This window comes from Pantoea sp. DY-15, assembly GCF_019795935.1.
Taxonomy (GTDB): domain Bacteria; phylum Pseudomonadota; class Gammaproteobacteria; order Enterobacterales; family Enterobacteriaceae; genus Pantoea; species Pantoea leporis.
The window spans coordinates 493255-514273 of the sequence record NZ_JAIMIF010000001.1; the positions used below are offsets into that span (position 1 = coordinate 493255).

Here is a 21019-nt window from a genome sequence, read left to right on the forward strand (position 1 = left end):
ATGATTGTTTATTACCTGGGAATATTGCTTTGAAATCGATTCCAGTTGCTACATATGGAACACATTACGGTTGTTAATTCAGGGTTAATTAAAGCGGTTATCCGCGTTTTAAACCCTAACGTAAGAAATATGTAAGCAACTTCAGATTAATCCGGGCAATAAAATTAATTTATTTTTTTATTTGAATTAGGTAATCTTGCCACTACAGTTTATTTAACCCCCTTAAGCAAGGACATTGTGATGAGTGACGCATTTAAAGTTCTGAACAACATTCGCACATTACGTGCACAGGCTCGTGAACTGCCATTGAGCGATCTGGAAGAAATTCTGGAAAAATTAACGGTTGTCGTGACTGAACGTCGTGACGAAGTAAACGCTGAAGAAGCGCAGAACCGCGAAAAAGAAGAGAAGCTGTCTAAATATCGCGAAATGCTGCTGGCTGATGGTATTGACCCGAACGAATTACTGGGCGCTCTGGAAGTTGGTAAAAAACGCGCTAAGCGTGCACCACGCCCGGCAAAATATTCCTACACCGACGAAAACGGTGAAGTAAAATCATGGACCGGTCAGGGCCGTACACCAGCAGCGATTAAAAAAGCGCTGGATTCAGGTAAAAGCCTCGACACTTTCCTGATCAAATAATCCGCACAATCCTTGTAAGTGGGAGCCGGGGGCAAATGCCCCCGGCTTTTTTGTTGTTTTTATTTCTTTATGAGCAACAACACCTTTAGCCCAACGTAACGTCTGCCTCTGGCGCAGAGGTGGCGTCCGGGTGCCCGCTTCTGGCATAATGCCCGCTGTTTTTTCCTCCACTGCGTAACAAAGGTCAATGCCGTGTTAGTTTCCAGCAATATCACCATGCAGTTCGGCAGTAAGCCGCTGTTCGAAAATATCTCCGTTAAATTTGGCGGCGGTAATCGTTACGGTTTAATCGGTGCGAACGGCAGCGGTAAATCTACCTTTATGAAAATACTGGGCGGCGATTTGGCGCCAACGGGTGGAAATGTTTCCCTCGACCCAAATGAGCGTATCGGTAAGTTACGTCAGGACCAATTTGCCTTCGAGCAATATAGTGTGCTGGACACCGTGATCATGGGCCACAATGAATTGTGGGCAGTGAAGCAAGAGCGTGACCGTATATATGCATTGCCAGAAATGAGCGAAGAGGAAGGCTATAAAGTGGCCGACCTTGAAGTCGAATACGGCGAGATGGACGGTTACAGTTCAGAATCACGTGCCGGTGAATTATTACTGGGCGTTGGCATTCCTGTGGAGCAGCATTACGGCCCGATGAGCGAAATTGCGCCGGGTTGGAAATTGCGTGTCCTTTTAGCGCAGGCATTATTTGCCAATCCTGATATTTTGTTGCTCGATGAACCGACCAACAACCTGGATATCGATACCATTCGTTGGTTGGAGCAAGTGCTCAACGAACGTAACAGCACCATGATCATCATTTCGCATGACCGTCACTTCCTGAATATGGTGTGCACGCACATGGCGGATCTGGATTACGGTGAACTGCGCGTTTATCCGGGTAATTATGACGAATATATGACCGCGGCTACCCAGTCACGCGAACGTTTATTATCGGATAACGCCAAGAAGAAAGCGCAAATTGCCGATCTGCAATCGTTTGTTAGCCGTTTTAGCGCCAACGCCTCTAAATCGCGTCAGGCGACTTCGCGTGCCAAACAGATTGATAAAATTAAGCTGGAAGAAGTTAAAGCCTCCAGCCGTCAAAACCCGTTTATCCGTTTTGATCAGGATAAGAAGCTGTTCCGTAATGCGCTGGAAGTTGAAGCGCTGACCAAAGGTTTTGATAACGGTCCGCTGTTTAATAAACTCAACCTGATGTTAGAAGTCGGCGAGAAATTGGCGATTCTCGGTGCCAACGGTATCGGTAAAACTACGTTGCTGAAAACGCTGGTCGGTGAACATACGCCGGATAGCGGCACAGTGAAATGGTCTGAGAATGCGCGCATTGGTTATTACGGCCAGGATCACGCGGAAGACTTCGCTGACGATCTGACGGTATTCGACTGGATGAGCCAGTGGAAGCAGGAAGGCGATGACGAACAGGCGGTGCGCAGTATTCTTGGTCGTCTGCTGTTTGGTCACGACGAGATCAACAAGCCCGCTAAGGTGCTGTCCGGTGGTGAGAAGGGTCGCATGCTGTTTGGCAAGCTGATGATGCAAAAGCCAAACATCCTGATCATGGATGAACCGACTAACCACCTGGATATGGAATCGATCGAGTCGCTCAACATGGCGCTGGAGATGTACGAAGGCACCCTGATTTTCGTCTCGCACGACCGTGAGTTTGTGAGCTCGCTGGCTACCCGCGTGATGGAGATGAAAGCCGATCGTATTATCGACTTCACGGGTAATTATGAAGATTACCTGCGCAGTCAGGGCATTGTTTAAGGTTTGTGAGGTTTCGGCGCCGATCAGGCGAAAATGCCGGGTCGCTGCGTAACGACGGTGTAAATACTTCCCCGTAACCTCGTCCGCCGCATCCCTGCGGCGGAGGCTTTACTCCGGACCCGGCATTCACGTCTTTATTCACGTCAGCTGCCAGCGTTATACCTCGCGTAAGGTCGTCATTCATGGCGACCTTATTAACCACACACTTCACAATGCGCATCCTGCGCCACCTTCATGCTGCGGAACTCCGCGCTCATCGCGTCGTACATCAATAAGCGTGCGCTAGCGGGTTGACCGAACGCCGTCAGCACTTTTAAGGTTTCCATCGCCTGAATTGCACCGACCACACCCACCAACGGCGCCATCACGCCGGCTTCCACGCAACTTAATACCTGATCGCCAAACAAGCGGCTGATGCAGCGATAACACGGCTCGCCGGGCTGCCAGGTAAACACGCTGAGCTGGCCTTCCATGCGAATCGCTGCGCCGGAAATCAGCGGCACCTTGTGCTGAAAACAGAGGCGGTTGATCTGCTCGCGGGTATCGACGTTATCGGTGCAATCCACCACCGCATCATGGCGCGCAATTAACGTGCTGAGCTGCGCGTCATCCAGCTGCGCATCAATCGGCTCCAGCTGGCAATGCGGATTAATTGCCGCCAACTGCTGCTGCGCCGAGGCGACTTTCGCTACGCCAATTTTCGCATCACTGTGCAGGATCTGACGCTGGAGATTACTGAGGCTAACGCTGTCGAAATCGAGCAACGTGAGATGTCCCACACCCGCCGATGCCAGATAGGGCGCCGCCGCACAGCCGAGTCCGCCGAGGCCGATCACCAACACCTGTGCCGCCTTTAACTTCTCCTGGCCATCAAAATCAAAACCGCGCAGGACAATCTGACGGTTATAGCGCAGCATCTCTTCATCGCTCAACTCAACGCTCATTAGCCCTCCAGCAGGCTATTAAAGGCTTCGATCTCCACCCATTCGCCCGGTTCCACATCGCCGCGCTCGCGCTCCAGTACCACAAAGCAGTTGGCCAGCGCGAACGAGCTGAACACATGCGAACCTTGCGCACCGGTGCTGCGCACTTCCAGCACGCCATCGTCACCGCGGCTAAGAATCGCACGTTGGAAGTCGAGACGACCCGGCGATTTCTTCAAACGCTGGGTGGCGCGCGCACGTTGGCGTAACGGCATGATGCGCGTGGTTTGGCCGGTTAAGGTGGCCAGCAGCGGCTGAACTAATTGATAGAAGGTTACCGCCGCAGAAACCGGATTGCCCGGTAAACCGCAGAACCAGCTGTTGGCCAGGCGACCAAAAGCAAAGGGTTTGCCCGGTTTGATCGCCAGTTTCCAGAAGGTGATAGCGCCGAGCTCTTCCAGTATCGCACGGGTGAAATCGGCTTCGCCAACCGACACGCCGCCGGTGCTGATCACCACATCGGCCTGGCGATCGGCTTCGGTAAAGGCGGTACGCAGCGCCGCCTGATCGTCGGCAATCACGCCGAGATCGATCACTTCGCAGCCCAGCTTGTTAAGCATTAACGCCACGGTAAAGCGGTTGGTATCGTAAATCTGACCTTCCGCCAGCGGCTGGCCGACTGCCTGCAGTTCATCGCCGGTGGAGAAGATTGCCACGCGCAGTTTGCGCAGCACGCTGACTTCAGCAATCCCCAGCGACGCCAGCAGCGGCAGTTCGGCCGCACCAAGGCGCACTCCGGCGTCCAGCACCAATTTGCCCACCTGAATGTCTTCACCGATGCGACGAATATTTTGTGCAGCCTGCACCGGCGCGGTAATCACAATGCCGCCGTCGCGTTGCTCCGTTTGCTCCTGCATCACCACGGCATCACAACCGGCGGGAATTGGCGCGCCGGTCATGATGCGGATCACGCTGCCCGCAGGCCACGCACCGTTAAACGGCGCACCGGCGAAGGCTTTACCGGCCACCGGGAACACGCGATCGGGTGCGATGTCGGCCAGACGCAGCGCGTAACCATCCATCGCCGAGTTATCAAACGAGGGCACATCGAGCGGCGAACTAATCGGCCTGGCGGTGATGCGTCCGGCGGCCTCAAACAGCGAGACGTTGATCGAATCGCTAATCGGCGTCAGTTGTTGCAGCATCTTTTGCTGCGCGTCTTCGAGGGAGATTAATCCTGCGGTAAAAGGTTCCATGTCCATCTCTGCCTGGTTAATTTCAGATGCGGTCTATTATGGGTAATGCGTGGCCGTTAAGCGAGAGTGCACTTTACTCAATCACTGCACATTTCGTGGCGGCGCAATTTATCGCGCGATAAATCGCGCCGCCACGAAAAGTACGAACGGTAAAAATGGTTTTCCTGTTTTACAGGTGCGCATCCGCTAAGCACATCACAACCAAAAAAGCATAATCCACAATAAAAGGTTATGACCGCGCAGGCAGTTTCTGCTTTACAAGATGAGGGTGCCTTTCTATAGTCGAAAATTGCCAAAAAAAGATGAAAACCATTCTAAATCAGTGTTTTTGGTTCTGATTCCTTAACAGGGTACCGGTTATGGCTAAAGCAGTTATCGCAATTCACGGCGGTGCAGGCGCGATTATGCGTGCGGCAATGAGCGCCGAAAAAGAGCAGCACTATCGTCAGCAACTCACCGCAATCGTTACCGCAGGCCAGCAAATTCTTGCGGCGGGCGGCAGCGCGTTAGATGCCGTTACCGAAGCCGTACGCCTGCTGGAAGAGTGTCCGCTGTTTAACGCGGGCAAGGGCGCGGTGTTCACCCATCAAGGCACGCATGAACTCGATGCCAGCATTATGGATGGTCGCACGCTGGACGTCGGCGCGGTCGCGGGCGTCAGCCACATCCGCAATCCGATTCTGGCGGCGCGTAAGGTGCTGGAGAACAGCCCGCACGTACTGTTTATCGGTGCGGGCGCAGAAGCTTTCGCCGCTGAGCAAGGTTTAGCGCCGGTCGACGCCGATTTCTTCTCCACGCCGGAGCGCTGGGAGCAGTTGCAGCGCGCGCTGCACAGCCAGCAGATGGTGCTGGATCACGATGGCGAAGCAAACAGTCACAGCGACGATCCGCTGGACCCGGATCGCAAATTCGGCACCGTCGGTGCGGTCGCGCTCGATCTTCAGGGTAATCTGGCGGCCGCCACCTCAACCGGCGGCATGACCAACAAACAGGCCGGTCGTGTGGGCGATTCGCCTTTAGTCGGCGCAGGCTGCTACGCCAGCAACGACACCGTAGCGGTCTCCTGTACCGGTACCGGCGAAGTGTTTATCCGTACGCTCGCCGCTTACGACGTGGCGGCGCAGATGCATTACGCCGGACGCTCGCTGCAACAGGCCACCGCCAACGTCATTCATGACAAAGTGCAAGAGCTGGAAGGCAGCGGCGGGCTGATTGCCATTGATGCCGCAGGCAATGTGGCGCTGCCGTTTAACAGCGAAGGCATGTATCGCGGATTCGCCTATGTGAATGGCGATGTTGAGGTAGCGATTTACCGCGACAGCTAAGGAGCAGGCATGACGGACCAACAGCTGCAGTTTGCGCCGGAGCAGGTTCTGGCGGTGCGCGATCTTAACGTGCGCTTTGAGCATGAAGGTCGCATTACCGAAGCGGTACGCAACCTGTCGCTCGACCTGCATCGCGGTGAAACCCTGGCGCTGGTGGGCGAATCGGGCTCGGGCAAATCCGTCACCTCGCTGGCGCTGATGCGCTTGATTCAGCAGGCCGGCGGCGACGTGAGCGGAGATATCCAGCTGCGGCGTCGCAATGGCGAGGTGCTGGATGTGATGCGCGCGTCGAACGGTCAGATGCGCAAAGTGCGCGGCGCCGATATGGCGATGATCTTTCAGGAGCCGATGACCTCGCTCAACCCGGTGTTCACCGTCGGCGAGCAGATTGCGGAATCCATCCGTCTGCATCAGGGCAAAAGTCACCAACAGGCGCTGGCGGAAGCGCGGCGCATGCTCGATCTGGTGCGCATTCCCGAAGCGCAAAATGTGTTATCACGCTATCCGCATCAACTTTCAGGCGGCATGCGCCAGCGCGTAATGATTGCCATGGCGCTGTCGTGCAAACCGGCGCTGCTGATTGCCGACGAACCCACCACCGCACTCGACGTCACTATTCAGGCGCAAATTCTGCAGTTGATCCGCGTGCTGCAAAAAGAGATGCAGATGGGGGTGATTTTCATCACCCATGATATGGGCGTGGTGGCGGAGATGGCCGATCGCGTGCAGGTGATGTATCGCGGCGATGTGGTAGAGCGCGCGTCGGTGCAGCAGCTGTTTGCCGACCCGCAGCAGCCCTATACCCGCGCGTTGCTGGCGGCGGTGCCCAAACTGGGGGCGATGCACGGCCAGCCGCTACCGGCTAAATTTCCCTTATTGCATAGCAACGGACGTGAAGAACTGGCCGCACCGCAGGACACGGTGCGTCACGATCGACCGCCGATTTTGCAGGTGCGCGATTTAGTCACGCGCTTTGATATTCGCGGCGGTTTGCTCAATCGCGTTAAACGCCGCGTGCACGCGGTCGAGAAAGTCAGTTTCGATCTCCATGCCGGTGAAACGCTGGCGCTGGTGGGGGAATCCGGCTGCGGAAAATCCACTACCGGGCGTTCGCTGCTGCGGCTGGTAGCCAGCCAGGGCGGTACCATTACTTTTGACGGCCAACGCATCGATGCGCTGCAGGGCAATGCGCTGGCGTCGCTGCGTCGCGATATCCAGTTTATCTTCCAGGATCCTTACGCCTCGCTCGATCCGCGTTTGACCGTGGGTTTTTCGATCATGGAACCGCTGCTGGTGCACAAAACGCTGGATCGCCGTCAGGCGGAGAAGCGCGTTGCCTGGCTGCTGGAGCGCGTCGGCCTGCTGCCGGAACATGCGCAGCGTTATCCGCACGAATTTTCTGGCGGCCAGCGCCAGCGCATCTGCATTGCGCGCGCGCTGGCGCTCAATCCCAAAGTGGTGATCGCCGATGAATCGGTGTCGGCGCTGGATGTGTCGATTCAGGCGCAAATCATCAACCTGATGCTCGATTTGCAGCGTGAATTTGGTATCGCTTTCTTATTTATCTCGCACGATATGGCGGTGGTGGAACGCATCAGCCATCGCGTGGCGGTGATGTATCTCGGACAAATTGTGGAGATGGGGCCGCGTCAGGCGGTATTTGAGCAGCCGCGCCATCCCTACACCAAAAAACTGATGGCCGCGGTGCCGGTGGCCGATCCGGCCCATCGGCATCGTGAGCGGGCGCTGATGGTGGATGAGATCCCCAGCCCGATTCGCCCGCTGGGCGATGAGCCAGAAGTGGCGCCTTTACTGGAAGTGGCACCGGGCCATTTTGTCGCCCGGCACGCAATTAGCGGCGCCTGAGCAGCAAACAACCGCACATCTTTGGATGTCGCGCATGACAGGGATTACAGGAGAACGATAACGATGCACCATATTATGCGAAAAGGGGTTATCACTGCCGGTTTGTTGAGTTCGGCGCTGGCGCTGCCCGCGTGGGCGGCGAAAGATGCGGTGATTGCGGTGGCCTCGACCTTTACCACGCTCGATCCGTATGACGCTAACGATACGCTGTCGCAGGCGGTGGCGAAGTCCTTCTATCAGGGCTTGTTCGGCTTCGATAAAGACATGAAGCTGACCAACGTGCTGGCGGAAAGTTATCAGGCGAGCAGCGACGGCCTGACCTACACCATCAAGCTGCGCGCCGGCGTGAAATTCCAGGATGGCACTGACTTTAATGCCGAAGCGGTGAAGGTGAACCTCGATCGCGCCAGCAATCCGGATAACCATCTCAAACGCTATAACCTGTTCAAATATATCGCCACCACCGAAGTGGTCGATCCGAGCACAGTGAAAATCACCCTGAAGCAGCCGTTCTCGGCCTTCATTAATAATCTCGCGCATCCGGCGGCGGTGATGATTTCCCCGACCGCGCTGAAGAAATATGGCAAAGATATCGGCTTCCATCCGGTAGGAACCGGCCCGTTTGCCTTTGATACCTGGAACCAGACCGACTTCGTGAAAGTGAAGAAGTGGGACGGCTACTGGAAAAAAGGCTATCCGAAGCTGGATAGCATTACCTGGCGTCCGGTGGTGGATAACAACACCCGCGCGGCGATGCTGCAAACTGGCGAAGCGAGCTTTGCTTTCCCGGTGCCGTTCGAGCAGGCCAAACTGCTGGAAGGCAACAGCAAGCTCGATGTGGTCACCACGCCGTCGATCATGCAGCGCTACATCAGCCTCAACGTGACGCAAAAGCCGTTTGATAATCCGAAAGTGCGTGAAGCGCTGGAGTACGCCATCAACCGTCAGGCACTGGCAAAAGTCGCCTTTGCCGGTTACGCCACGCCAGCCACCGGCATCGTGCCGCCGAGCATCGACTTTGCGCAGAGCTATCCGGCAATCAAATATGATCCGGTCAAAGCGCGCGAACTGCTGAAAGAAGCGGGCTTCCCGAACGGTTTCGAAACCACGTTGTGGTCTTCGCACAACCACAGCACCGCGCAGAAAGTGCTGCAGTTCACCCAGCAGCAGCTGGCACAGGTGGGCGTGAAGGTGAAAGTGACGGCGATGGATGCCGGTCAGCGTGCCGCTGAAGTAGAGAGCAAAGGGCAGAAAGAGAGCGGTGTACGCATGTTCTACACCGGCTGGTCCGCCTCGACCGGTGAAGCCGACTGGGCGCTGACGCCGCTGTTCGCCACCACTTCATGGCCGCCAGCAATCTTCAACACCGCCTTCTACAGCAATCCGCAGGTGGATAAAGATCTCGCCGATGCGCTGAAAACCACCGATCGCGATCAGAAAGCTAAGCTGTACAAAGACGCGCAGGATCGCATCTGGAACGACCATCCGTGGATCCCGCTGGTGGTGGAACAACTGCTGTCAGCCAACAATAAAAACCTCAGTGGTTTTTATGTCATGCCCGATACCTCATTCAATTTTGATGAGGCCGATCTGAAGTAACAGACGCGGCCAGCCTTAGCGGGCTGGCCGATGCTGCGCAGGACTTCGCATGCTCAACTATTTTCTCAAACGATTACTGGGACTGATTCCCACGCTGCTGATTGTGGCGGTGCTGGTGTTCCTCTTCGTCCATTTGCTGCCAGGCGATCCGGCGCGCCTGATTGCCGGCCCGGAAGCGGATGCCTCGGTGGTGGCGCTGGTGCGTCAGGATCTCGGCCTGGATCAGCCGCTGATCAAGCAGTTCTGGCACTTTATGATTAATGCGGTGCAGGGCGATTTCGGCCATTCGCTGGTCTCGAAACGTCCGGTGATTGATGAAATTGCCGCGCGCTTTTTCCCGACGCTGTGGCTGACACTCAGCAGCATGGTGTGGGCGGTGATTTTCGGTATGGCGATTGGCATCACCTCAGCGGTGTGGCGCAATCGCTGGCCGGATCGCATCGGCATGACGCTGGCGGTGTCGGGCATCTCGTTCCCGGCGTTTGCGCTTGGCATGTTGCTGATGCAGGTGTTTTCTGTCGAGCTCGGCTGGTTGCCGACCGTTGGCGCGGATAGCTGGAAACACTACATTTTGCCATCGATCACCTTGGGTGCGGCGGTGGCGGCGGTGATGGCGCGCTTCACCCGCGCGTCGTTCGTGGAGGTGATGCAGGAAGATTACATGCGCACCGCGCGCGCCAAAGGGGTGCGCGAATCGCTGGTGGTGGTGAAACACGGTCTGCGTAACGCGATGATCCCGGTGGTCACCATGATGGGATTGCAGTTTGGTTTCCTGCTCGGCGGCTCGATTGTGGTGGAAGTGGTGTTCAACTGGCCAGGCTTAGGCCGCTTGCTGGTGGATTCGGTGGAGATGCGCGATTACCCGGTGATTCAGGCCGAAGTGCTGCTGTTCTCGCTGGAATTCATCCTGATTAACCTGATTGTTGATGTGCTGTACGCGGCAATCAACCCGGCAATTCGCTACAAGTAAGGAGTTGCAATTGAAGAACTGGCGACGAGCCACGGCATTGAAAACCCTGCCGACTATCACGGAAAACCGGGTACGCACGCCGTGGCGCGAATTCTGGCGGCGCTTTCGCCGTCAGCATGTGGCGCTGCTGGCCGGACTGTTTGTGCTGCTGCTGATTGTGGTGGCGTTTATCGCGCCGCTGATTGCGCCATTTGATGCGGAAAACTATTTCGATTACGACCGGCTAAACGAAGGGCCGTCGCTGATGCACTGGTTTGGCGTTGACTCGCTGGGGCGCGATATCTTCAGCCGTGTGCTGGTGGGCACGCGCATCTCGCTGATTGCGGGTTTCTTCTCGGTGGCGATTGGCGCACTGATCGGCACGGTTTTAGGTCTGCTCGCGGGCTATTACGAAGGCTGGTGGGATCGCATCACCATGCGTATCTGCGATGTGCTGTTCGCGTTCCCCGGCATTCTGCTGGCGATTGCGGTGGTGGCGATCATGGGCAGCGGTATGAGCAACGTGATTGTCGCGGTGGCGATCTTTAGCATTCCAGCGTTTGCCCGTTTGGTGCGTGGCAATACGCTGGTGCTGAAACATCAAACCTATATTGAGTCGGCACGCAGTATTGGCGCGTCGGACTGGACCATAATTATGCGTCACATCCTGCCCGGCACGGTGTCGTCGATTGTGGTCTATTTCACCATGCGTATCGGTACCTCGATTATCACGGCGGCGAGTTTGTCCTTTCTTGGCCTGGGCGCGCAGCCGCCCACGCCGGAGTGGGGCGCGATGCTCAATGAAGCGCGCGCCGATATGGTAATTGCGCCGCATGTCGCCATCTTCCCTAGCCTGGCGATTTTCCTCACCGTGCTGGCGTTTAACCTGCTGGGTGATGGTTTGCGTGATGCGCTTGATCCGAAATTGAAGACCTGATGCTGGTCCGGTCGCCATAAATGGCGACCCTACAAAAACGCGCTCTCGATCATTCGTAGGGTCGCCATTCATGGCGACCTTTCCAATAACCGCACCATCCCGCCCTTAAAACGTTTCCCAATTGTCATTACTGTGCGCGGCGGCAGGCTGCGCGCGGGTTGGCCTCATCACCGGTTTCACCACTTTCGCCACCGGCGCAGCGGCCTGGCGCGTGCCGGTTTTGAAGCGGGCTACCGCAGAAGAGAGGCTGCTGGCCTGCTGCTCCAGCGACGCTGAGGCGTTAGCCGATTCCTGCACCAGCGTGGCGTTCTGCTGCGTGACGCGATCCATCTCGTTCACCGCCTGACCAATCTGGTCGATGCCGCGGCTCTGCTCATCGGACGCTGAAGCAATCTCGCCCATGATATCGGTGACGCGGGTAACAGCGCTGACGATTTCCTGCATGGTTTCACCGGCGCTGCTCACCTGCTGCGAACCGGTGTTGACACGCTGCACGGAATTCTCAATCAGCAGTTTGATCTCTTTCGCCGCCTGAGCGCTGCGCTGTGCCAGATTGCGCACTTCACCCGCTACCACGGCAAAACCGCGTCCTTGTTCACCGGCGCGCGCCGCTTCAACTGCCGCGTTGAGCGCGAGGATGTTGGTCTGGAAGGCGATGCCATCAATCACGCTGGTGATATCGGCGATTTTCTTCGAGCTGTCGGCGATATCGCGCATGGTTTTCACCACACCATCCACCACATTGCCGCCTTTATCAGCGGTTTCCGAAGCGGTTTTCGCCAGCTGCGTGGCCTGACGCGCGTTATCGGCGTTCTGTTTCACCGTGGCGGTCAGCTGTTCCATGCTGGCGGCGGTCTCTTCCAGCGATGCCGCTTGCTGCTCGGTGCGTGAAGAGAGATCGTTATTGCCGGTGGCAATCTCGCTGGCGCTGCCAAAAATCGCATCCGCGCTATCACGCACATTGTTAATGGTGCTGAGCAGTGACTGCTGCATATGGTTGAGGCTGGCGGCAATCGATGCCATTTCACTGCGGCCTTCCACATGCAGGCTAATTGAGAGATCGCCATCAGCAAGGCGTTCCATTTGATGTTGTACTTGCTTCATCGGCTCCAGCAGAATGCGACGCACCAGAATCCACACCGCAACCAGCAACAGCACCACAACTATCGCCATCACGGCGACCAACACCAGCATGTGCTGATAGTTATTATCATATTCCGCATTGCGCTCGGCCAGCAGCTGCACGTTGTGCTCGCGCCATTGCTTGTACGCGACTTCCAGATCGTCCTGAGCCTGCTGGGCGTCAAGGTTGCCATAGGCGGCGTAATCATTGGCTTTCAGGAACGCTGCCGACTGTTTCAGTAATTCTGCGAAGGCAGCAAATTTAGCGTCGACTACACTGGCTGAATCAGCGCTTTGTCCGGCAATGCGCGGCATGCTCTGGTAGAGGTCATAATGTTGCTTTGCTTCATCCAGTGACGCACCCGCGCTGATCAGCAGTTTGTTGATGGCGGCGACGGACGCTTCATCCGTTTGTTTTTTCAGGATACGAATGGCGACGCGGTTAATGATTACGCGCGTTTTCACCAGCGTTTGCCAACCGTCGGCCAGCTCACGCTGCTGATGTGAAAGCTGATTACTGGTGGTGAAATTATGCTGTCCGGTAATCAGTGATGATAAAAACAGCGAGCCGGAAATCGCCTGCATCGCGGTGAAAACCACCAATATCATCATGATGGCTGTCACAATTTTCATTCGTTTAAACATAGGTGCGTCTCTGAGGAAGTAGGCTGATATCCAGGTTATCGGTATAAAAGCAAATCGCTTAAGTGCCAGCAGGAAATAATTACGTCACGGGACGATGAGAGGCGGGAAAAACAGATGAAAGCGTTTAACTACGAGCAGGATTTCAAGCACATCAATTTTCGCCAGCAGCCTGAGCTGTATCAGGTGGGGCGCGGCGAGCAGGGCGTGCTGATGGTCGAGCCCTATAAAAGTGAGATTCTGCCGCACTGGCGTTTTCGCACCGTCGAGCTGGCAAAAGAATCTTCACAGCAGATTATGCAGCTGTTTGAGGCATATCGCGCGCAGGACGATTTTGTCGGTATGGATATGGCGCGCAAATATATTCAGATGGGTTATACGCGTGCACGCCGCTACAGTAATCATCAGGGCGGGCGTAAATATGACGAGGCGGGCAACGAACTGCCGCGTACCACAGAAAAAGAAAAGGCCGCTGCGGCGGCCGTTTTCAAAGCGTGCTGGGATAAACTGCGCGCGGATACTGACTATCTGGCGCGCAAGCGTGCGCACCAGCAGAAGTATGGTTAAACGCGCGTGCCCCACAGATCATATTCATCGGCGTGTTCCACTTTAACGCGGACCACGTCGCCGACTTTCACCTGACGATCGCCGTTCAGATAAACCGCGCCATCGATTTCCGGGGCGTCAGCCATGCTGCGTCCCACCGCGCCTTCTTCGTCCACTTCATCAATCAGCACCAGCACTTCGCGGCCGATTTTCTCCTGCAGCCGTTCGCTGGAGATCTTCTGCTGCAGCTGCATGAAGCGATCAAAACGATCCTGCTTCACGTCGTCCGGTACCTGATCCGGCAGTTGGTTAGCAGTTGCGCCATCTACCGGGCTGTACTGGAAGCAGCCAACGCGATCGAGGCGCGCTTCCTGCAGGAAGTCGAGCAGCATCTGGAAATCTTCTTCGGTTTCACCCGGGAAGCCGACGATAAAGGTTGAACGCAGCGTCAGCTCCGGACAGATTTCACGCCAGCGTTTAATGCGCTCCAGCGTACGCTCTACCGCGCCGGGACGCATCATCAACTTGAGGATGCGCGGGCTGGCGTGCTGCAGCGGAATATCGAGGTACGGCAGAATCTTGCCTTCGGCCATCAGCGGGATCACATCATCCACATGCGGATAAGGATAAACATAGTGCAGACGCACCCACACGCCGAGTTTGGCTAACTGCTCGCACAGGCTCACCATGCTGGTTTTCACCGGCGATCCGTTCCAGAAACCGGTGCGATGTTTAACATCCACGCCGTAAGCGGAGGTGTCTTGTGAGATTACCAGCAGCTCTTTCACGCCCGCTTCGACCAGACGTTTAGCTTCGTCGAGCACCGAACCGATTGGGCGGCTATCAAGATCGCCACGCATCGATGGAATGATGCAGAAGGTGCAGCGATGGTTGCAGCCTTCGGAAATTTTCAGGTAAGCGTAATGGCGCGGCGTCAGTTTGACGCCTTGCTCTGGCACTAAACTCAGGAACGGATTGTGTTCTGGCTTAGGCACATAAGTGTGCACGTGCGACAGCACCTGCTCGTAGCTGTGCGGGCCAGTGATCTCCAGCACTTTCGGATGCACTTCGCGGATCTGATCCACTTTGGCACCGAGGCAACCGGTGACGATCACTTTGCCGTTTTCATTCAGCGCTTCACCAATCGCTTCCAGAGATTCCTGTACGGCGCTGTCAATAAATCCACAGGTGTTAACGATGACGATCTCCGCATCATCGTAGCGTGGCACCACGTCATAGCCTTCAGTACGCAGCTCCGTCAGGATGCGTTCAGAGTCGACGAGGTTTTTCGGACAGCCGAGGGAGACGAACCCCACGCGCGGTGGATTTTTGACATGGCTCATAAGGATAAAAATTCATCATAATTAGTGTGGATAGGGGGGCGATTGTACAGAGGTTGCCGGGGAAAATGTATAGGCTGTGTAAGAATCTCCTTATGGGGTAACTAATGCATGATGATTGTGCTTAACTCTGTTGGCGGTGCGGCTCACTCGCTGGCGCAATGGCCCTCTGTGGCGATCCGAGTTGTGTAAGCTGGCGCCTTTTGCTTAAATGTTGGGTCGGTGAAGGTAAGTTGTTATCTTCGCTGAAAATTTCAAATCGCACTGATAGTGAATCCTCACTGCCAGGGCAGAAGTGGATAATGTGAGAGCAGACATATGCAAGAGATCGTCAAAGGTTTTCTGAATTTTCAACAGAATGTGTTCCCTGAAAGGAAGGATCTTTTCAAAAGTTTGGCATCCAACCAAAATCCCAAAGCCCTGTTTATCTCCTGCTCAGACAGCCGTCTGGTGCCAGAGCTGGTGACGCAGTCGGAGCCGGGTCAGCTGTTCGTGATCCGAAACGCCGGTAATATCGTGCCACCGTTTGGTCCAGAGCCGGGCGGCGTGTCCGCAACCATTGAGTACGCGGTTGTCGCTTTGGGCGTGACCGAAATTATTATTTGTGGTCACTCTAACTGCGGTGCCATGAACGCCATTGCTTCCAATGCCGATCTCGAAACCATGCCCGCGGTCGATCACTGGTTGCACTACGCCAACGCGGCGAAAGCGGTGGTGGAAGAGCGTAACTACGATTCCGTTGAGAAGCGTCTCAACGAAATGGTGAAAGAGAACGTGATTGCGCAGCTGAACAATATCAAAACACACCCTTCCGTAGCGGTAGCGCTGCGTAAAGGCAAAATTCGCCTGCATGGATGGGTTTATGATATTGAGAGTGGCGGAATCATTGCCCTGACCAAAGGCGGTGAATCCTTTATTTCGCTGTCGGAAAACCCGGAAACCTGCTTTGAGTAATTCCGCCTAACCACCTGCATTGCAGGTGGTTTTTCCTCGCATTTCACGAATATTTCTCTCCGCGCTGATAACCAACTTCTACACTTGAGAAGCAATTACCTCTGATAAGGGCTCTCTCATGCGATTTCCCCTTTGTGTTCCCGTGTTAACGCTGGCGCTGCTGGCCGCGGGTTGTACCTCTCATGTGGCCGACAAAAAACAATATTCCGGTTTTCTCGGTGATTACAGCCAGCTGCAATCGGCCCAATCACCCAGCGGCAAACCAACGCTGCGCTGGATTTCTCCTGACTATCATGATGCCGATTATCGAAGCGTGGTTTACACGCCGCTGGTCTACTATCCGGCAGCGCATCCAACCGCGCGTATTACGCAACAAACGCTGGATGAGGTGCGCAGCTACACCGATAGCCAGCTGAAGCGGGCAATATCTGAACGCAAACCGCTGGTGACCACCAAAGGCCCGCATACGCTGCTGGTGAAGGCGGCGATTACCGCGGTCTCCGCAGAAAACGAAGGCGTGCAGTTCTACGAAGTGGTGCCAATTGCCGCCGTCGTCGCCAGCACCATGGCGGCGACCGGACATCGTACGCAAGAGAGCGCGCTGTTCCTCGAAGTGGAAGCGGTGGATGCGCAAACCGGCAAGCCGCTGATCAAAGTGGTGCGCAAAGCCTTTGGTAAAACCTTACCGAACAACAGCACGCCAATTACCCTCACCGATCTGCGCCCAGGGATTGATGAGATGGTGCGCGATGCGGTGGCGTTCTCCGCGCCGTGAACCTGTGCCCGGCCGCGTGTCGGGCTTAATGTTTTGTAAATCCTGCACATCCTTTGTCACGCGCTGACTACGCTTTACGGCAGACCGCGATAAAGGAGAATGCCATGCGTTTACTGCCCGCCGCGCTGCTGTTTGGCGCTTTAAGCACGTCCTTACCGTTATTCGCTGCCGATGTGCAGGTTCAGGTGCTTCAGGACAAGCTCGACCATCCGTGGTCCGTGGCTTTTCTACCCGATAAGCAAACGCTGTTAATCACTGAACGATCCGGCCAGCTGCGCAGTTGGCAGCCGGGTAAAGGCTTGTCGCCACCGATCGGCGGGGTGCCGAAGGTGTGGGCGAATCGTCAGGGTGGCTTGCTGGATGTGGTGCTGGCACCGGACTTCGCCGAAAGCCGCCGCGTGTGGCTCAGCTACACCACCGCCGATGCCAGCGGTCGGGCGGGTGGCGTGGTGGGTTATGGTCGCCTGAGCAATGACAACCGTCAGCTGAGTGACTTTAAAGTGGTGCTGGAGCAAACGCCGAAGCTGTCGGGCGGCGCCAATATCGGCACGCGACTGGCATTTGATCGTCAGGGCTTTCTCTATATCGCCTTCGGTGACAACTTCGCCAGCAGCAGCGCGCAACAGCTGGATAAACTCTCCGGAAAAATCGTGCGTCTGACCAAAGACGGTGAAATTCCACCGGACAATCCGTTTGTCGATCGTCAAGGCGCGCGCGCGGAAATCTGGTCCTACGGCATGCGCAATCCACAAGGGCTGGCGCTCAATCCGTGGACGCAGCAAATGTGGGAAAGCGAACACGGCCCGCGCGGCGGTGATGAGGTCAACATCCCCGAGAAGGGCAAAAATTACGGCTGGCCGCTGGCGACGCACGGCATTGATTACAGCGGGCAGAAAGTGCCGGAAGCGAAGGGCAGTGAAGTCGAAGGCACCGAGCAACCGCTGCATTTCTGGAAAGTCTCGCCGGCCATCAGCGGCATGGCGTTCTATAACAGCGCGCGTTTCCCGCAGTGGAAAAATTCACTGTTTATTGGTGCGCTGAAAGAGAAGAGTTTGATTCGCTTGCAGGTTAACGGCGAGAAAGTGGTGGAGGAGCAGAGATTGCTGGAAAATCGTGGTGAGCGTATTCGAGATGTGCGGCAAGGCCCGGATGGTTATCTGTACGTGCTAACCGATGAATCCAACGGCAAGCTGCTGAAAGTGGGGCTGCCAGACACAGCCAGCGCCCCACGCGGTTAAATTAGCGTGCCCAGTTACACACTTCCCATCCGCGCTGTTGTGCTTCCTGCAGCAGCAGCGGATTGGGATTGACCACCCACGCATGATCGGCATGTGCCAGCAGCGGTAAATCATTCATCGAATCGCTGTAAGCCCAGGTGCGTTCAAAGCGTTGATCTTGCTGTAACGCTTTCCAGTCACTGAGGCGTGTCACTTTACCTTCGCGATAAGTCATGGTGCCGTAGGTTTGTCCGCTGTAGCGTTCATCCACCACTTCCACGCCTATCGCCAGCGCGCCGTGTACACCAAGGCGTTCGGCGATGGGCACCGCAAGATGATCGCCGCTGGCGGTGATGATCATTACCGTGTCGCCGCGCTGCTGGTGCCACTCAATACGCTCGCGGGCGGCAGGGAACACGCGCGGCATGATGTCGCGATGGATAAAGCGGCGTACCCAGCCTTCAACGGTCATCGTAGCCATGCCGGCGAGTGGCGCCAGCGTGGTGTTCATATACTCTTCAATGGATAACGTACCGGTGTGATATTGCTCCATCAGGATTTTCTCCTGCTGGATGATCTCTTCGGGGGCAAAGCCCTGTGAAACCAACCAGTGCAGCCACAGGCTGGTGCTGTCTTCACAAATCAGGGTTTCGTCCAAATCGAAAATGGCTAAGTCCATCGCGGCTCTCCTCAGGCTGACTGAGTTCAGGTTAGCGGAAATTTGTGACTGGCTTAACCGTTCTGCGAAAAATCGGAATTACACGCAAATTTTTTCGGGAGTCAGATGGGCAAAAGTGGCGGCGCTGCACGCTTGGTGCCAGGGTTACTCTAATAAACTCTATAAAACTTTACGATTGGACGGTTTTTTTCGCTGGCCTGAACCGTTAGCGTGAGGCAAGACATGTCTTGCCTGCAAGAAAACCGAGATTTAACAAGGACAATCTGGTCACGCTCATGAGAAAAAACACCTTCGCTTCTGTCTGGCGGCCGTTGGCTGCGTCTTCACTTCTTTTACTCTTTATCCCCGCAGCTACCCTGGCTGAACAGGCACCTGCGGCACCGCAAATTGACGCCAAAGCCTGGATTTTAATGGACTACAACAGCGGCAAAGTGTTGGCGGAATCCAATGCCGATCAACGCCTCGATCCCGCCAGTTTGACCAAAATGATGACCAGCTATGTGGTCGGCCAGGCGCTGAAATCGGGCAAGATTCACAACGATGACATGGTTACCATTGGCCAGGATGCGTGGGCAACCGGCAATCCCAAGCTGCGCGGCTCATCGCTGATGTTCCTTAAACCCGGCGATCGCATTCCGGTCTCTGAGCTGAATAAAGGTGTGGTGATTCAATCCGGCAACGATGCCTGTATCGCGCTGGCTGATTATGTCGCGGGCAGCCAGGATTCGTTTATCGGGTTGATGAACAACTACGTCAAAGCCTTTGGCCTGCAAAACACCCACTTTATGACGGTACACGGCCTGGACGCCGAAGGGCAGTACAGCACCGCGCGTGATATGGCGATTATCGGCCAGCGCCTGATTAGCGATGTGCCGGAAGAGTATGCGATCAACAGTGAAAAAGAGTTCACCTTCAATAAGATTAAGCAGATGAACCGCAACCGTCTGCTGTGGAGCACCAATCTCAAGGTGGATGGCATTAAAACCGGTCATACCTCCGGCGCGGGTAACAATCTGGTGGCGTCGGCAACCGAAGGCGATATGCGGCTGATTTCCGTGGTGCTCGGTGCGGCGACCGATGCCACGCGTTTCCGCGAAAGTGAGAAGTTGCTGACGTGGGGCTTCCGCTTCTATGAAACCGTGACGCCGATTAAGGCCGATAAACCGTTTGCGCAGCAGCGCGTTTGGTTTGGCGATCGCAGCCAGGTCAATCTTGGCGTCGCAAAAGACGCTGCGATCACCGTGCCAAAAGGGCAGATGAAAAACCTCAAGGCCAGCTTTACCCTGAATTCACCGCAGCTGGAAGCGCCGCTGGAGAAGAATCAGGTGGTGGGCACTATCGATTTCCAGCTGGATGGCAAAACCATTGAGCAACGTCCGCTGGTGACGATGGAAGCGGTGCCGGAAGGTGGCTTTGTTGGCCGCATTTGGGATTTCATCATGATGAAATTCCACGGCTGGTTCGGGAAGTGGTTTAGTTGAGACAAAAACGGTGCGCTTGATGCGCACCGTTTTTTACAGGCTCGTCATTAATGGCGACCCCATCGCTTACTCACGAATCCACCCTTTCTTAATCGGCATGGCGAACAGCGCGCGATACACCTGATGCGTAAACGCCAGCATGCGTTCGCCATACAGCTGCCACGCCATGTGCGACGCCAGACAACCCAGCAAGCCGACCAGGAATCCGCCCAGCATATCCAGCGGCCAGTGCACGCCAAGATAGACGCGTGACCAGGCGATGGCGCTGCCTATCACCAGCAACACCACACCTGACCAAAGGCGATGCCAGAAGATAAATGCCAGCGCAAAGGTGAAAATGGTGGTGCCGTGATCGCTCGGATAGGAATCATCAGGTCGGTGTGACAGTAACTGATGGCCAAAACCAATAGCGAACGGACGCGGATGCGGCAGCAGCTGCCCGACGCACCACGAAATGCTCAGCGCATACAACAGCGCCATGCCGGTTTTTAGCACCAGCTCGCGTTGAGACTGCACCTGATCGCGCGGTCCCCACAGCCACAGCGCCACAATCAGCAACGGTACGATGGCTATCACATCTTTGGCGATAAAGGTCGCCAGAGTGATCAGCCACTGCGGTGAATCCTCTGTGGCGTTGATCCATAAAAAGAGCGTGTGGTTCAATGCTTCCATCACGATTCCTTGTCCTCGTCTTGTTTACCCGAAAAACAGCAGAGCAAAATTGCCTGCAAAATAAAGCTGATAGCCTAGAAGCGTCCGAACCAGGAATAAATAGTCGCGCTCTTAATCTTATCGCGGGTTGTTGGAGTGTTTAACTTTGATGAAAGTTGCATGAAGATTTAAAAAATCGACGTCAGAGTGGCAGGATGGAATTTTTGTCTGAGAAGAACCTTAAGCGGCAGAATGGCAGCCATAAAAAAACCCGCAAGTCAGTGACCGGCGGGCTCCACAATTTGGGGATTTCAAAGAAAAGCAGTGGCA

At 55.5% G+C, this 21019-nt stretch carries 18 protein-coding genes; 12 read left to right on the top strand and 6 right to left on the bottom strand.

Features of this window, described 5'->3' with window-relative positions; all coding sequences use genetic code 11:
* The first annotated feature begins 240 nt into the window (after positions 1-240).
* Both K5Y32_RS02415 and K5Y32_RS02420 read left to right on the top strand, forming a co-directional pair.
* Complete coding sequence (locus K5Y32_RS02415) at positions 241-642, top strand: H-NS family nucleoid-associated regulatory protein (RefSeq protein WP_101761007.1); 402 nt, start codon at positions 241-243, stop codon at positions 640-642.
* A 192-nt stretch (positions 643-834) separates the two neighbouring features.
* Positions 835-2427 (top strand): ABC-F family ATPase, encoded by a 1593-nt coding sequence (locus K5Y32_RS02420; protein ID WP_064741202.1) that lies wholly within the window; start codon positions 835-837, stop codon positions 2425-2427.
* A 194-nt stretch (positions 2428-2621) separates the two neighbouring features.
* On the opposite strand, the gene moeB is transcribed toward K5Y32_RS02420, so the two are convergent.
* Positions 2622-3371 (bottom strand): molybdopterin-synthase adenylyltransferase MoeB, encoded by a 750-nt coding sequence (moeB, locus tag K5Y32_RS02425; protein ID WP_222181702.1) that lies wholly within the window; start codon positions 3369-3371, stop codon positions 2622-2624.
* Positions 3371-4606 (bottom strand): molybdopterin molybdotransferase MoeA, encoded by a 1236-nt coding sequence (moeA, locus tag K5Y32_RS02430; protein WP_304623981.1) that lies wholly within the window; start codon positions 4604-4606, stop codon positions 3371-3373. Before moeA ends, moeB begins: the two co-directional genes overlap by 1 nt.
* Before the next feature lie 359 nt (positions 4607-4965).
* On the opposite strand from moeA, the gene K5Y32_RS02435 reads away from it, so the two are divergent.
* The 5 genes from K5Y32_RS02435 to gsiD all read left to right on the top strand — a co-directional run bounded on the left by K5Y32_RS02435 (position 4966) and on the right by gsiD (position 11282).
* A complete protein-coding gene (locus tag K5Y32_RS02435) occupies positions 4966-5931 on the top strand; it encodes an isoaspartyl peptidase/L-asparaginase family protein (protein ID WP_222181704.1) in 966 nt (321 codons plus the stop codon).
* Positions 5932-5940: 9 nt separating this feature from the next.
* Positions 5941-7797, top strand: coding sequence for a glutathione ABC transporter ATP-binding protein GsiA (gene gsiA, locus K5Y32_RS02440; RefSeq protein WP_222181705.1), 1857 nt, complete (start codon positions 5941-5943; stop codon positions 7795-7797).
* A 63-nt stretch (positions 7798-7860) separates the two neighbouring features.
* Positions 7861-9396: a glutathione ABC transporter substrate-binding protein GsiB gene (gsiB, locus tag K5Y32_RS02445; RefSeq protein ID WP_222181706.1), complete on the top strand. Its 1536-nt coding sequence runs from the start codon at positions 7861-7863 to the stop codon at positions 9394-9396.
* A gap of 49 nt (positions 9397-9445) precedes the next feature.
* The gene (gene gsiC, locus K5Y32_RS02450) at positions 9446-10366 is read left to right on the top strand and encodes a glutathione ABC transporter permease GsiC (RefSeq protein WP_061717203.1); all 921 of its coding nucleotides are present in this window, start codon (positions 9446-9448) and stop codon (positions 10364-10366) included.
* 10 nt (positions 10367-10376) lie between these two features.
* The gene (gene gsiD / locus K5Y32_RS02455) at positions 10377-11282 is read left to right on the top strand and encodes a glutathione ABC transporter permease GsiD (protein WP_222181707.1); all 906 of its coding nucleotides are present in this window, start codon (positions 10377-10379) and stop codon (positions 11280-11282) included.
* Between the two features lie 105 nt (positions 11283-11387).
* Here the strand turns inward: gsiD and K5Y32_RS02460 are convergent, their stop codons facing one another.
* Positions 11388-13049, bottom strand: a complete 1662-nt coding sequence (locus tag K5Y32_RS02460; RefSeq protein WP_222181708.1) for a methyl-accepting chemotaxis protein — start codon at positions 13047-13049, stop codon at positions 11388-11390.
* Positions 13050-13163: 114 nt separating this feature from the next.
* Between K5Y32_RS02460 and K5Y32_RS02465 the strand changes: the two genes are divergently transcribed.
* On the top strand, positions 13164-13613 hold the full coding sequence (locus tag K5Y32_RS02465; protein ID WP_101760999.1) for a DUF4385 domain-containing protein: 450 nt from the start codon (positions 13164-13166) through the stop codon (positions 13611-13613).
* On the opposite strand, the gene rimO is transcribed toward K5Y32_RS02465, so the two are convergent.
* The gene (gene rimO, locus K5Y32_RS02470) at positions 13610-14935 is read right to left on the bottom strand and encodes a 30S ribosomal protein S12 methylthiotransferase RimO (RefSeq protein ID WP_222181709.1); all 1326 of its coding nucleotides are present in this window, start codon (positions 14933-14935) and stop codon (positions 13610-13612) included. The two genes, K5Y32_RS02465 and rimO, sit on opposite strands and share 4 nt — an antisense overlap.
* A gap of 315 nt (positions 14936-15250) precedes the next feature.
* Between rimO and K5Y32_RS02475 the strand changes: the two genes are divergently transcribed.
* The 3 genes from K5Y32_RS02475 to K5Y32_RS02485 all read left to right on the top strand — a co-directional run bounded on the left by K5Y32_RS02475 (position 15251) and on the right by K5Y32_RS02485 (position 17899).
* Positions 15251-15886 carry a carbonic anhydrase gene (locus K5Y32_RS02475; RefSeq protein ID WP_101760997.1) on the top strand — a complete coding sequence of 212 codons (636 nt, stop codon included), beginning with the start codon at positions 15251-15253 and terminating at the stop codon, positions 15884-15886.
* A gap of 118 nt (positions 15887-16004) precedes the next feature.
* Positions 16005-16661, top strand: a complete 657-nt coding sequence (locus K5Y32_RS02480; RefSeq protein WP_222181710.1) for a DUF3313 domain-containing protein — start codon at positions 16005-16007, stop codon at positions 16659-16661.
* Between the two features lie 104 nt (positions 16662-16765).
* Positions 16766-17899, top strand: a complete 1134-nt coding sequence (locus K5Y32_RS02485) for a PQQ-dependent sugar dehydrogenase (RefSeq protein WP_222181711.1) — start codon at positions 16766-16768, stop codon at positions 17897-17899.
* 1 nt (position 17900) lies between these two features.
* Here the strand turns inward: K5Y32_RS02485 and K5Y32_RS02490 are convergent, their stop codons facing one another.
* Positions 17901-18557: an HAD family phosphatase gene (locus K5Y32_RS02490; protein WP_222181712.1), complete on the bottom strand. Its 657-nt coding sequence runs from the start codon at positions 18555-18557 to the stop codon at positions 17901-17903.
* Positions 18558-18832: 275 nt separating this feature from the next.
* Here K5Y32_RS02490 and K5Y32_RS02495 point away from each other — a divergent pair, with 275 nt between their 5' ends.
* Positions 18833-20038, top strand: a complete 1206-nt coding sequence (locus K5Y32_RS02495) for a serine hydrolase (RefSeq protein ID WP_101760993.1) — start codon at positions 18833-18835, stop codon at positions 20036-20038.
* A gap of 66 nt (positions 20039-20104) precedes the next feature.
* Here the strand turns inward: K5Y32_RS02495 and ybjG are convergent, their stop codons facing one another.
* Complete coding sequence (ybjG, locus tag K5Y32_RS02500; RefSeq protein ID WP_101760992.1) at positions 20105-20710, bottom strand: undecaprenyl-diphosphate phosphatase; 606 nt, start codon at positions 20708-20710, stop codon at positions 20105-20107.
* Positions 20711-21019 lie beyond the last annotated feature (309 nt).

What these genes read in the sequence shown, in the direction of transcription:
- K5Y32_RS02415 (WP_101761007.1), top strand. Translation starts at nt 241, where the DNA reads ATGAGTGACGCATTTAAAGTTCTGAACAACATTCGCACATTACGTGCA.
- moeB (WP_222181702.1), bottom strand. Translation starts at nt 3,371, where the DNA reads ATGAGCGTTGAGTTGAGCGATGAAGAGATGCTGCGCTATAACCGTCAG.
- moeA (WP_304623981.1), bottom strand. Translation starts at nt 4,606, where the DNA reads ATGGAACCTTTTACCGCAGGATTAATCTCCCTCGAAGACGCGCAGCAA.
- K5Y32_RS02435 (WP_222181704.1), top strand. Translation starts at nt 4,966, where the DNA reads ATGGCTAAAGCAGTTATCGCAATTCACGGCGGTGCAGGCGCGATTATG.
- gsiA (WP_222181705.1), top strand. Translation starts at nt 5,941, where the DNA reads ATGACGGACCAACAGCTGCAGTTTGCGCCGGAGCAGGTTCTGGCGGTG.
- gsiB (WP_222181706.1), top strand. Translation starts at nt 7,861, where the DNA reads ATGCACCATATTATGCGAAAAGGGGTTATCACTGCCGGTTTGTTGAGT.
- gsiC (WP_061717203.1), top strand. Translation starts at nt 9,446, where the DNA reads ATGCTCAACTATTTTCTCAAACGATTACTGGGACTGATTCCCACGCTG.
- K5Y32_RS02460 (WP_222181708.1), bottom strand. Translation starts at nt 13,049, where the DNA reads ATGTTTAAACGAATGAAAATTGTGACAGCCATCATGATGATATTGGTG.
- K5Y32_RS02465 (WP_101760999.1), top strand. Translation starts at nt 13,164, where the DNA reads ATGAAAGCGTTTAACTACGAGCAGGATTTCAAGCACATCAATTTTCGC.
- rimO (WP_222181709.1), bottom strand. Translation starts at nt 14,935, where the DNA reads ATGAGCCATGTCAAAAATCCACCGCGCGTGGGGTTCGTCTCCCTCGGC.
- K5Y32_RS02475 (WP_101760997.1), top strand. Translation starts at nt 15,251, where the DNA reads ATGCAAGAGATCGTCAAAGGTTTTCTGAATTTTCAACAGAATGTGTTC.
- K5Y32_RS02480 (WP_222181710.1), top strand. Translation starts at nt 16,005, where the DNA reads ATGCGATTTCCCCTTTGTGTTCCCGTGTTAACGCTGGCGCTGCTGGCC.
- K5Y32_RS02485 (WP_222181711.1), top strand. Translation starts at nt 16,766, where the DNA reads ATGCGTTTACTGCCCGCCGCGCTGCTGTTTGGCGCTTTAAGCACGTCC.
- K5Y32_RS02490 (WP_222181712.1), bottom strand. Translation starts at nt 18,557, where the DNA reads ATGGACTTAGCCATTTTCGATTTGGACGAAACCCTGATTTGTGAAGAC.
- K5Y32_RS02495 (WP_101760993.1), top strand. Translation starts at nt 18,833, where the DNA reads ATGAGAAAAAACACCTTCGCTTCTGTCTGGCGGCCGTTGGCTGCGTCT.
- ybjG (WP_101760992.1), bottom strand. Translation starts at nt 20,710, where the DNA reads ATGGAAGCATTGAACCACACGCTCTTTTTATGGATCAACGCCACAGAG.